The 12,736-nt window shown below is 38.5% G+C and carries 10 protein-coding genes; all 10 read right to left on the bottom strand.

Annotation, left to right across the window (positions count from 1 at the left end; all coding sequences use genetic code 11):
* Position 1: 1 nt before the first annotated feature.
* The 10 genes from H3R25_RS00905 to prfB all read right to left on the bottom strand — a co-directional run bounded on the left by H3R25_RS00905 (position 2) and on the right by prfB (position 12,696).
* Positions 2-544, bottom strand: a complete 543-nt coding sequence (locus H3R25_RS00905; RefSeq protein WP_122034729.1) for an HdeD family acid-resistance protein — start codon at positions 542-544, stop codon at positions 2-4.
* A 50-nt stretch (positions 545-594) separates the two neighbouring features.
* On the bottom strand, positions 595-3,447 hold the full coding sequence (gene uvrA, locus H3R25_RS00900; protein ID WP_198193876.1) for an excinuclease ABC subunit UvrA: 2,853 nt from the start codon (positions 3,445-3,447) through the stop codon (positions 595-597).
* Positions 3,437-5,479 (bottom strand): excinuclease ABC subunit UvrB, encoded by a 2,043-nt coding sequence (uvrB, locus tag H3R25_RS00895; RefSeq protein WP_198188854.1) that lies wholly within the window; start codon positions 5,477-5,479, stop codon positions 3,437-3,439. Before uvrB ends, uvrA begins: the two co-directional genes overlap by 11 nt.
* Before the next feature lie 99 nt (positions 5,480-5,578).
* Positions 5,579-7,303, bottom strand: a complete 1,725-nt coding sequence (locus H3R25_RS00890; protein WP_198193874.1) for a phospho-sugar mutase — start codon at positions 7,301-7,303, stop codon at positions 5,579-5,581.
* A gap of 132 nt (positions 7,304-7,435) precedes the next feature.
* Complete coding sequence (gene trxB / locus H3R25_RS00885; RefSeq protein ID WP_122034719.1) at positions 7,436-8,365, bottom strand: thioredoxin-disulfide reductase; 930 nt, start codon at positions 8,363-8,365, stop codon at positions 7,436-7,438.
* Positions 8,366-8,422: 57 nt separating this feature from the next.
* On the bottom strand, positions 8,423-9,442 hold the full coding sequence (locus tag H3R25_RS00880; protein ID WP_187157758.1) for an NAD(P)H-dependent glycerol-3-phosphate dehydrogenase: 1,020 nt from the start codon (positions 9,440-9,442) through the stop codon (positions 8,423-8,425).
* A 31-nt stretch (positions 9,443-9,473) separates the two neighbouring features.
* Positions 9,474-10,310, bottom strand: coding sequence for a prolipoprotein diacylglyceryl transferase (lgt, locus tag H3R25_RS00875; protein ID WP_198193872.1), 837 nt, complete (start codon positions 10,308-10,310; stop codon positions 9,474-9,476).
* Positions 10,307-11,269, bottom strand: a complete 963-nt coding sequence (gene hprK / locus H3R25_RS00870; protein ID WP_187157756.1) for an HPr(Ser) kinase/phosphatase — start codon at positions 11,267-11,269, stop codon at positions 10,307-10,309. The genes lgt and hprK overlap by 4 nt, the downstream gene beginning before the upstream one ends.
* Before the next feature lie 17 nt (positions 11,270-11,286).
* Positions 11,287-11,571 (bottom strand): hypothetical protein, encoded by a 285-nt coding sequence (locus H3R25_RS00865; RefSeq protein ID WP_046306483.1) that lies wholly within the window; start codon positions 11,569-11,571, stop codon positions 11,287-11,289.
* A gap of 8 nt (positions 11,572-11,579) precedes the next feature.
* A protein-coding gene (prfB, locus tag H3R25_RS00860) for a peptide chain release factor 2 (protein WP_198193870.1) occupies positions 11,580-12,696 on the bottom strand; the annotation gives its coding sequence in 2 pieces (ribosomal slippage) (positions 11,580-12,623 and positions 12,625-12,696; 1,116 coding nt in all).
* Between the last annotated feature and the right edge of the window lie 40 nt (positions 12,697-12,736).

The raw sequence follows: 12,736 nt of genomic DNA, 5'->3' as shown, positions 1-12,736 counted from the left end.
TTTATCTATGAGCAAATGCTGCAATTACTTCGCTTATTCCAAAAATAAATAGCCAGAAGGCAACGAGCCAAATTAATGTCAATGCTGAAAGCATTGGGTTGAACATTAATCCTACTGCAATCAAGAGCCCGAAAATATTCAGTATCATGTTTACCCAGAAATAAAAACCAGATAAACTGCGTAAATGCCACGTGAAAATAATTCCAGAAATTGAATCAAACAGGAACCAGAAGGCAAATAAGTATGCAATGGTTAAACCTGCTGCATCGTATGAATAGAGGAATAAAATACCAATGATGATATCCAAAACCCCCGTAACGATTGAAATCCAACTAAAGGAAACAAAATAACGAAAGCGACTATAAAATGCGAGCCAGACAAAACCTTGGACTATTGAAATAATCGCAAACAGCAAGACAAATGCGTGTAAAGCCTTATTAGGATGACTAATTAAAAATACGCCTGCAATAATCATTAATATGCCAGAGATAAGTGCGGCCCAATTAAAGCCGCGTCTTTCTCTGTAATTTGAAAAATTATCCATTTCTATTCCTCCCTGTCCGATATTTTACACTTTTTGTATTTAAATAAATACTATTTCTTTGCTTTTTTCGCTGCTTCTTTAGTCAGCACAGTGTCTCGTTTAAGAACAGGGGCAAGGTATTGTCCAGTATAGCTTTCCTTTACTTTAGCGACATCTTCAGGGGTACCAGTTGCAACAATTGTGCCACCACCTTCACCACCGTCAGGACCAAGGTCAATTAGCCAGTCAGCATTTTTAATCACATCAAGGTTATGCTCAATAATTAATACTGTATTACCTTGATCAACTAGCCGCTGCATTACTTCAAGCAGACGCTTAATATCATCAGTATGAAGACCAGTTGTTGGCTCATCTAGAATATAAAAATTCTTACCAGTCGAAATTTTTTGTAACTCTGCTGCTAACTTCATTCTTTGCGCCTCTCCACCAGATAAAGTAGTGGCAGATTGACCTAATTTCACGTAACCCAAGCCTACATCGACAATTGTTTGCAACTTGCGAGCTATTTTCGGAATATTTTTGAAAAAGTCGCAAGCTTCACTAATGGTCATATCAAGAACCTGGGCAATATTCTTCTTACGATATGTGACTTCAAGCGTTTCTGAGTTGTAACGATTGCCGTGACATACCTCACAAGGTACGTAAACATCTGGCAAAAAGTTCATTTCAATTTTAATTATACCGTCACCGCGACAAGCTTCACAGCGTCCACCTTTGACGTTGAATGAAAAACGAGCTTTAGTATAGCCACGTAATTTTGATTCATTAGTTTGAGCAAATAATGCTCTAATATCATCAAAAACACTAGTATAAGTAGCTGGGTTACTTCGAGGTGTTCTACCAATTGGACTCTGATCAATATCAACTATTTTTTCGATATTTTTATAGCCAGAAATACTCTTATATTTACCAGGTTTAGTTTGGTTACGATTCAGTTTTTGCGCTAATACGCGTTTTAAAATCATGTTGACCAACGTCGATTTACCAGAACCTGACACGCCAGTGACAACAATTAGCTTACCAAGTGGAAACTCAACCTTAAGATTTTTTAAATTGTTCTCTTCGGCACCGGTAATGGTAATCTTTTTCCCATTACCTTTACGTCTTTCTAATGGAACCGGCACAAATTTTTTACCAGACAAATATTGTCCTGTAAGTGATTTTGGATTAGCTTCAACTTCTTCTGGAGTTCCGGCGGCCATTACTTCACCACCATAACTACCAGCACCAGGACCCATATCAACGAGGTAATCAGCTTGGCGCATTGTCTCATCATCGTGTTCAACGACGATTAACGAGTTACCTAGATCACGCATTCGTTTTAATGCAGAAATTAAGCGATCATTATCACGTTGGTGCAGCCCTATCGATGGTTCATCCAGAACATACATTACACCAGATAAGTTTGAGCCAATTTGTGTAGCTAATCTAATTCTTTGAGCTTCCCCACCAGACAAAGTGTTAGCGGAACGAGATAACGTTAAATAGTCTAGGCCAACACTGTTCAAGAAGGATAGTCGATCTCGCACTTCTTTAAGAATTGGTTTAGCAATAATTGTTTCTTGTTCATTTAATTTAATGTTATTGAAAAATTCCAAAGCCTTGGTAATCGACATTTCAGATGCTTCCGAAATATCTTTTCCCATAACTTTAACTGCTAAAGCTTTTTGGTTAAGGCGCTTGCCGTGACAAGTTGAACACGTTAATTCTGTCATGTATTTACCCATGACATCGCGCATAAATTTGGACATTGGGTTCATGTAGCGTCTTTCAATGTTTTCCATTACGCCTTCAAATGGTGCAGTGGTGTTCTTCACGCCAAATTCACCAGATAAATGAAAAGAAATTTCTTTCTTAGAGCCATGCATCAAGATTTCTCTTTGATTTTTGGTCAATTTACTATATGGTTTATCCATTGGAATCTTTAATGCGTCACATGCTTGTTGAAGCATCCCACCATAGTAATTTGAAGTCTTCCAAGGGACAATTGCCCCTTCAGCTAGTGTCTTACTTTTATCAGGAACAACTAAATCTTCATCAACTGAACGCTTCACTCCTAATCCATCACAATCTGGACAAGCACCAAACGGTGCATTGAAGGAGAACAAACGTGGTTCCATTTCACCTACTGTAAAACCACATTTAGGACAAGCATAGAACTCAGAAAAGTTCAGTGTCTCACCATCAATAATATCAACATCCATGTATCCTTCTGACAGCCTTAGCACAGCTTCCACTGAATCAAAAAGACGTGATTTGATACCTTCTTTGACTACCAACCGGTCAACGACAATATCAATGGTGTGGCGTTTATTTTTGTCTAAATCAAAATCCTCACTGATATCATGCATCTCGCCATCAACAATCACACGCACATAACCAGCACGTTGAACCCTTTTAAATACTTCCTTGTGAGCGCCACGCTTAGATCTGATTACAGGTGCGAGTAGCTGAATTTTAGTCCTTTCAGGCAATGCTAAAATTCGATCAACCATCTGCTCAACGGATTGTCTTTCAATTAACGTTCCATCATTCGGACAGATTGGATGACCCACTCTAGCCCATAGTAAACGCAAGTAGTCATTGATTTCAGTAACTGTACCCACTGTTGAACGAGGATTGTGTGAAGTAGTTCTTTGATCAATTGAAATTGCCGGATTTAAGCCATCAATTGAATCAACATCCGGTTTGTCCATTTGACCCAAAAATTGACGAGCATAGCTAGACAGTGATTGAACATAACGTCTACGACCTTCAGCGTACAGTGTATCAAAGGCAAGCGAGCTCTTACCAGAACCCGATAAGCCAGTGATTACCACCATTTTATCTTTTGGAATTGTTAAATTAATATCTTTTAAATTGTGTTCACGTGCCCCGCGAATTACAATCTTATCATTTGCCATTTAGTGTTTTTCCCTTTTTCTCAATTGGTTTTCTTGTTGAACTTTCAAGTTCCATGATTGCGTCACGCAATGTTGCGGCACCTTCGAAATCAAGTTTCTTAGCGGCTTCTTGCATTTGCTGACGAAGATCTTTAATCATCGTCTTCTTCTGTTTAACAGTTAGTTCATCAAAGTTAAGATCAGCAAAGCTATCAGTCTCAGCAACTTCATCAACAGCCTTGGTGGCAGAAATCACGTCTCTAATCGGCTTAACGATTGTCTTTGGTGTGATACCGTGTTCTTCGTTAAACTTGATTTGCAATTTACGTCTTCTCTGCGTTGCCTCAATTGCTTCCCGCATAGAATCCGTGATTGTGTCAGCATACATAATTACTTCACCATTAGAATTACGCGATGCACGTCCCATTGTTTGAACAAGTGGGCGGTAAGCTCGTAAAAAGCCCTCTTTATCAGCATCAAGAATCGCGACTAATGAAACTTCAGGAACATCGATACCTTCACGAAGAAGGTTAATTCCAATTAACACATCATACTTGCCCATTCGTAAGTCACGCAGTATTTGCATTCTTTCAAGTGTCTTTACATCAGAGTGCAGATATTGAACCTTAATCCCTAAATCCTTTAGATAATCGGTCAAGTCTTCTGCCATTTTCTTAGTTAATGTAGTGATAAAGACACGTTCATTACGCTCAATTCGCTTATTAATTTCACCGACCAAATCATCAATTTGACCTTCAACCGGTCGGACCTCAATCTTCGGATCCAACAATCCTGTCGGTCGGATAATCTGCTCAACCTTGTGGTCAGTTCGCTCGAGTTCATAATCACCAGGTGTAGCAGAAACATACATAATTTGATTTACATGCTTTTCAAACTCATCAATTTTTAAAGGCCGGTTATCCAATGCAGATGGTAATCTGAAGCCGTAATCAATTAACGTTTTCTTTCGATTACGGTCACCATTGTACATTGCTCGAATTTCGGGCATCGTGGCATGGGACTCATCAATTAGAATTAAAAAGTCATCTGGAAAGAAATCAAGCAAAGTGTAAGGCGGTTCGCCCTCTTTTCGATTTTCCATATGTCTTGAATAATTTTCAATTCCACTGGTAAAACCAACTTCTCCCATCATTTCCATGTCAAAAGTAGTGCGCTGCTTAATTCTTTCCGCTTCAAGGAGTTTTCCCTCTCCCTCAAACTTCTTAACTTGAAGTTTCATTTCTTGCGAAATAGCTTTAAGTGCTCTGCGCATTTGTTCTTCATTAGTCATGAAGTGCGTAGCTGGAAATAGTGAAATACTCTCACGCTCACCAATTACCTCACCTGTTAAAGAATCAATTTCAACGATTCGGTCAATTTCATCCCCAAAAAATTCAATTCGGTAGGCATGACTTGAGTTACCAGCTGGAAAGACTTCAACAACATCTCCGCGCACTCTAAACCGTCCGCGCTGGAAGTCAATATCATTTCGATCATACTGAATATTTACAAGATTGCGCAGCAATGTATTACGCCCATAGTCATCGCCTTCATGAACAGTAATCACACTTGCAGAATACTCTTTTGGATCACCCAAACCGTAAATACAAGAAACAGATGCTACGACAATCACATCGTTTCGCTCCATCAAATCACTGGTAGCTTGGTGACGCAACTGATCAATTTCGTCATTGATTGATGAATCTTTTTCAATATAGGTATCCGACTGGGGTACATAAGCCTCAGGTTGGTAGTAGTCATAGTACGAAACAAAGTAGTCAACTGCATTGTTAGGGAAAAACTCCTTAAATTCGCCATACAACTGACCAACCAAAGTTTTATTATGTGAAATTACTAATGTCGGCTTGTTCAAATTGGCAATAACATTAGCCATCGTGAAGGTTTTACCTGTACCAGTAGCTCCTTCAAGAATTTGTTCCTTATAACCTTTTTTAAAGCCGTCAGTTAATTTATTAATTGCCTGCTCTTGATCTCCTGCAGGTTTAAACTTTGAGACAAGCTCAAATTTTCGTTTATCTTGTCGTTTAATCATAGATAGGCTCCTCATAAAAAAATTGGACCAAAAAGTCCAACCTTTATTTCGTTTATTCTATTCTACTACCTCGAACGTATTTTCGCACGTCTTTTGTTTTTATCTTAAAAGTTGTGCTAAAGCTTCTTGATAGTCCTGCGCTGCCGCTTCAGCTTGTTTAATGTCCGGCTTGTTAACCCCAACGTATCCTTTAATAACTGGCTCAGTGCCTGATGGTCTTAGAGCAAGCCAAGTATCATCGGCAAGATAGTACTTCAACACATTGGACTTAGGCAAGTCAGTAAATGGTTGTTTTTGCTTTCCACTAAACTGTTCTTGCAATAAGTAGTCTTCAATTTTAGAAACTCTTACCCCATTTATCTCGGTTAACTGACTTTCACGCAATTTAGCCATTAATTGAGTCATTTTCTTTTGTCCACCGATGCCAGGCATTTCAATTGCGCGTGTGATTTCATATGATGTGCCATACTTTTGCCAGATCTCGTTTAAGCCATCCAAAACAGTCATTTGACGAGAAGCATAGTACGAGGCAACCTCTGCAAACATAATTGCGCCCTGCATTGCATCCTTATCGCGTGCAAATGGTTTGAATAAATAGCCATAGCTTTCTTCAAAGCCCATTAGGAAACGGCCATCGTGCTCCTTGTTCATTCGGTCAATTTCTTCGCCGATAAATTTAAAGCCGGTTAACACTGTTTTGGTTCTAATTCCAAAGTCTTGTGCGATTTTCAGTGGCATACTACTTGAAACAATTGAAGTGATTAATTCATAGTCACTTGCTAGTTGATGATTGTCTTTTAAGTTAACTAAAAGATAATAGATCATCAAAGTGGCAATTTGATTACCTGTCAGAACCTGGAATTCGCCATCTTTTGTCCTTACACAAGCTCCCATTCGGTCTGCATCCGGATCCGTCGCAATAATCAAGTCAGCATTTACTTGGTTGGCAAGTTCAATTCCTGGATCAAAAACATCACGATACTCAGGATTAGGCTTCTTAGTTGTTGGAAATTCAGGATCAATAATCGATTGACTTGCTACAGGATAAACATTAACGAACCCGTTTTGCCTAAAGGCACGCTCATAAAGCATCTTGCCTGTACCATGGAGTGGTGTATAGACAATTTTTAATTGATCTGCATTCTGCTTAATCTGCTTTTTATCAACATTAACTGTTTTTAATTCAGCTAAATAGGCTTCATCAAGATCTTCACCAATTAACTCCAAAGTGCCATTTGCACGTAATTCCTGAACTTCAGCAGTCTTAACTTGAAAAATATCTGTTATCTTTTGTGCATAGTCAAAAACACGATCAGCATCGTCTGGTCCCATTTGGGCACCATCTTCACCGTACACTTTATAGCCGTTATATTGTTTGGCATTATGCGAAGCGGTAATGTTAATACCGGCAAATGTATGGAGATAACGGACTGCATAAGACAATTCAGGCGTTGGTCGCAAGTCATCGAAAAGGTAGACGTGGATACCATGGGCTCCAAGAACCCGAGCCGCATGTTCAGCAAAGTCACGTGAATGATATCTTGAATCAAAAGAAATGACTACGCCTCGTTTTTGCGCCTCAGAACCTTTTTCATCAATTAATCTTGCTAGCCCTTCTGTTACCCAGCCAATTGTAAACAGGTTTATCCGATTAATTCCCGGTTCAAGTCGGCCTCGCATACCGGCAGTTCCAAAATTAATTTCTTGGCCAAAAGCATCTTCAATCCATTTCGGATCTTGTCCCAACTGTTCTAGTTGCTTCTTTAAATAATCGGGCACATTAGGCGCTTTTTGCCAAACTTGAAATATTTCTTTAGCGTTCATTACAGCACTAAACCTCTTTTTCTTGTTTTTAAATGGCTAATTCGTTTTCATAATTTCTATTCTAGCATTTATCAACTTAGCTATCCGCAATAATAAAAAAAGAATCCATTTTTTATGAATTCTTTCTTAGTTTTATTTATCATTTAAATCTTGTAGATAATTGTAAGCGGCTTGACCAGCTATACTACCGTCACCAACAGCATTAGCAATCTGCCGCAAATCCTTTGCTCGAACATCACCTAAGGCAAAAATACCATCAGCCTTAGTTCGCATGTGATCATCTGTTGGAATCCAGCCCTGCTCATCGGTTATTCCAAGCTCTTTAAAAGGAGCAGTTTGAGGAATCACACCAACGTAAATGAAGACACCACGTGTAGCTAATTGCTTTTCTTCACCAGTTTCTTTGTCCTTGTATGTAACACCTGTTACGCGTTGGCCATCGCCATCGATTGATTCAGTTATCCCATTCCAAATGAAATTGATTTTATCATTGGCAAAAGCACGTTTTTGCAAAGTTGGCTGAGCCCGTAACTGATCTCGACGGTGAATAACAGTCACTGATTTAGCACTCTGAGCCAAATAAATTCCTTCTTCAATCGCTGAATCGCCACCGCCGATTACTGCAATGTCTTCATCCTTGAAAAATGCAGCATCACAAACAGCACAATAGGATACACCCTTACCGGAATATTCTTCTTCTCCTGGTACGTTTAGGTGCCGATGATCAGCACCTGTTGCAATAATCAATGCAGGAGCACTATATTCACCAGTGTCAGTCTTAACAACCTTATTTTCACCGTCTATAGTTACTGACTGAACATCACCATATTCAAATTCGGAACCAAATTTCATTACCGAATTGTACATTTTCTCGCCCAACTCTGGTCCCTTAATTTCAGTAAAACCAGGATAGTTGTCAATTGCATCAGTATTATTCATTTGACCACCGTATAAACCACGATCCAAGATTAAAACTGAAAGGTTAGCTCGCGAAGCATATAGTGCTGCAGTTAGTCCGCCTGGGCCAGCACCAATTACAATTACATCATATTTTTTTGTCATAATTACACCTTAACTATACTCTTATTTTTCGTAAGTAAATCTTACATCTAAAGCCGATTAAAGTCTAATTTCTTGCTTTGGACTTCTTCCCATCATTTTGGTAATTTCAGCGTCAACATTAGAGTTTTCATATAGTACACGATAAATTGCTTCACTAATTGGCATATCAATTTGTTTTTCTTGGCATAATTCATGAACTGCCTTCACGGTTGTCGCACCTTCAACAACTTGTCCCATATTTTGCAAAACATAATCAAGACTCTTACCTTCACCAAGTTGTTTACCACAACGCCAATTACGTGAATTAACTGAAGTACAAGTAACGATTAAATCACCGATACCAGATAAGCCACTAAATGTCATTGGATCAGCACCAAAGTAGTTAACGCCAAGTCTTGTGATTTCAGCAAGACCTCTGGTCATCAAAGCTGCTTTAGCATCATCACCATAATGCTTACCAACCAAAATTCCTGCAGCGATTGCAATTACGTTTTTAACTGCACCTGCAACTTCAACACCAACTAAATCGCTATTAGTGTATAAGCGGAAATAGTCATTTGAAAACATTTCCTGTACTTTTTCGGCGTTTTCTTTACTTGTTGATGCACAAGAAATAGCAGTGAGATCTTTTTGAGCAACACTTTCTGCATGGCTTGGACCAGAAATTGCCACAATTTTATCCGTGTCGTTAGGATAGATTTCTTCGGTTAGAATTTCTGAGATTAATTTCTTAGTCCCTGGCTCAATTCCCTTAGTTGCAGTCACAATTAAAGGCTTGCGACCAGTTTCAGTCAAAATTTGACCAACTTGCTTGGCAACTATTCTAATTGCTTGCGTTGGCAACACAAAAAGAATGACTTCAGCCCCATCAAGCGCCTTGTTTAAGTCACCTGTGGCCGTAGCTGTTTCATTAACACTCCAATCCTTCATGTAGTGCTCATTGGTATGATGCTCGTTAATTTCTTGGTTAACTTCTTCATTATTACCGTAAAGTACGATTTCATTACCTTTATCAGCAAGCATCGAGCCTAAAACTGTTCCCCATGAACCTGCTCCTAAAACTGCAATTTTTGTCATTGTTTTTCCAATCTTTCTATTTATATTTTTACTAATCTCTTGAATACGGGAATTTTAGCCCACTACCGTCAAGATACCATTTAGGTTTGACGACTTTTCTTCGATAAATGAATAAAGCAATTACAGCAATAAACAAAATCAAACTTAATAATTGTGAAACCCTTATTCCACTTGTTAAATATAAACTATCTGTACGCAATCCTTCGACAAAAAAACGCACGATAGAATACCAGCCTAAGTACAGCATAAAGACCTCACCTTGTTTAAACAAGTGCTTTCTGTGTCTTAATACCAGAATCAGAATTAGCCCAATGAGATTAAAAAATGATTCATATAAAAATGTCGGCTGATAATAAGTTCCACCAATCTTCATTTGATTAATGATAAAATCTGGCAAATGTAGGCTTTGTAAAAAATGTAAAGTTGTTGGTCCACCGTGAGCTTCTTGATTGAAGAAGTTACCCCAACGCCCAAGAATTTGCGCTGCCATAACCCCTGGTGTAATTACATCTAGCATTAAAAATGGCGGTAACATTCTTCGATAAGAAAATATTAGTAAAACAACCAAGCCAGCAATTAAACCGCCATAGATTGCAATACCACCATTCCAAATTGCAATAATTTGATCAGGGTGCTTTGAATAATAACTCCATTCAAAAATCACATAATAGATTCGAGCCCCAATATAGCCAAGTGGAACTACCCATAACAATAGGTCAAGAAAGTCCTCACTTTCGATTTGGCGCTTTCTACCTTCAACAATTGCCATTGAAACCGCCAAAATGATTGCAACGGCCATGATAATGCCGTACCACTTTACACTAAAGTTACCAATTACAAAGGCGTCAGGACTAATCACTAACTTCATTTACTTTCACCCTTTGTTGAGTCATCTTTAGAATTTTCAGCAATCAAACTAGTCAAATTATTGTCAAAGGTAGTCGTGGCATTATAGCCCATTCTTTTTGCCCTAAAATTCATTGCAGCAATTTCAATGATATCTTCCATATTGCGACCAACTTTGACTGGAATAGTAATCTGTGGAATTTCAACATTGCAAATTTCACGTTTACTTTCTTCGAAGCCTAACCGATCATAATTGGCCTTTTCATTCCAATTAACCAGTTTAATTACAAGCTGAATTACCTCGCGATTTTTCACTGCACCAACACCAAATAAATCCATCACATCAATAATGCCGATACCACGGATTTCCATCAGATGCTTTAAAATTTGTGGTGCCTCACCCATTACTGTTTCAACATCACGCTGGTAAACATCAACACGATCATCAGCAATTAGCCTGTGGCCCCGATGAATCAAACCAAGAGCAGTTTCTGACTTTCCGACCCCAGAATCTCCTGTTAGCAAAATGCCCATTCCTTTTACTTCAACTAAAACACCATGAATGGTATCTCTAACCGCCAAGCGTTCACGCAAATATTCCGTTAGTCGGCTTGAAACATAGGTTGTTGACTCAGTTGAAGACAAAATTGGAATCTTAGCATCCTCTGCTGCTTCCTTAAGTTCTTTTGGCACAGGCAAAGAACGCGAAACAAAGAAACATGGCGTTTGCGGCGTACATAGTCGCTTAAAGACATTGACTAAACTCTCGTGATCTAGCCTAGCCGCATAAGATATCTCAGTTCTACCTAAAAGCTGAATTCGCTCTTTGGGATAAAAATCGAAATAACCAGTTAATTCAAGTCCTGGACGGTAAATGTCCGAGACCATTATTTCTTTATCATCAATGTATTGCTGTCCTTGGACAACATATGCAATTTTGTTATCTCGAACTAAATTTTTTAATTTAACAGCGTTTACCATTTAAAATTGCCTTTCAGTTATTTGTCAACATCCTTAGTGTGAACATTACGCACTTTTTTCCGTTTGGGCCGCTCATTCGAATTAGAATACCAATTGTTTTTCTCAGAAAAATCTGGTCGTTCACCAAAACTACTTGGTCGCTGATCATCGTCTTTCTTGGTGAAGTGGTTAATCAGCCAGAGAATAGCTGCAATTACCAAAACAGCTGGTAACAGCATGAATAAAATGTGAAAGAAAGCAAATATCGCACTTAGAATGATAACTGCTAATAAAACAATTCCAATAATTCCCCAAAAACTCATTTTTCCACCTACTCTGGATTATCTTGACTAAGTAACCATTGCAAATATGCATAGACAAATGGCTGTAACTTTCCATCCATTACACCACTTGTATCAGAAGTTTCATAGCCTGTACGCAAATCTTTAACTAAATTATAAGGATGAAAAACATAAGATCTGATTTGTGAACCCCAGCCGTTTTCCATTTGATCACCCTTGAGTTCTTGCTTATGCTGGCGCTTCTTTTCCTCTTCTAAATGGAAAAGCTTGGCTCGTAATTCGTTCATTGCCGTTTCACGGTTCTGGAGCTGCGAACGCTGTGCCTGTGATGTAGTTACAAATCCAGTTGGTAAGTGGGTAATTCGCACCGCACTAGAAGTTTTGTTAATGTGTTGTCCACCCGCACCACTAGAACGATAAACATCAATTCTCAAGTCTTTAGGGTTAATATCAATTTTGATACTATCATCAATTTCTGGAATGACTTCAACCGAAGCAAACGAAGTGTGGCGTCTTTTGGCTGAATCAAACGGTGAAATTCTTACTAAACGATGAACCCCATTTTCTGATTTCAACAAGCCATAAGCATTTTTTCCACTTATTCGAACGCTAACACTTTTCAGTCCTGCTTCTTCACCTGGCTCATAGTTGTTAATTTCAAACTTAAAGTTTCTGCTATCTGCATATCGTTGGTACATTCTAAACAGCATTTGTCCCCAATCCATTGCCTCTGTACCACCAGCGCCTGGGTGAATTTCTAGCAAAGCATTGTGATTATCATATTTGCCAGACAGTAACAGATCCATTTCATAGTTATGAAATTCTTCTTGTAACTTGGCTAAATCTGCTTCAACCTCTTTTTGAAGTTCTTGATCCGGCTCCTCACGTAAAAGTTCTAAAGCTGTCATTGCATTTTGATAGTTTTCCTGCAGACTTAAAAAAGAGTCACGCTTTTCCTTTAATAGATTATTTTCACTAATTAAATTTTGTGCTTTTTCTTGATCATCCCAAAACGAGGGTTCCTGCATCTTACTTTCATTAACAATGATGCTTTCGTCAATTGACTCTAAGTCAAAGAGACCCCCTAAAGTGGTCTAACCGCTTTTTTAACTCGTCTAACTGATTTTGGATGTCACTAATTTCCATTAATTTTTCTCCTAAATTAGGTTTAATACAAAAAAGAGAA

The sequence above is a fragment of the Lactobacillus sp. M0390 genome (assembly GCF_016102085.1).
GTDB classification, from domain to species: Bacteria; Bacillota; Bacilli; order Lactobacillales; family Lactobacillaceae; genus Lactobacillus; species Lactobacillus apis.
This window is presented reverse-complemented; position numbering and strand designations above follow the sequence as displayed.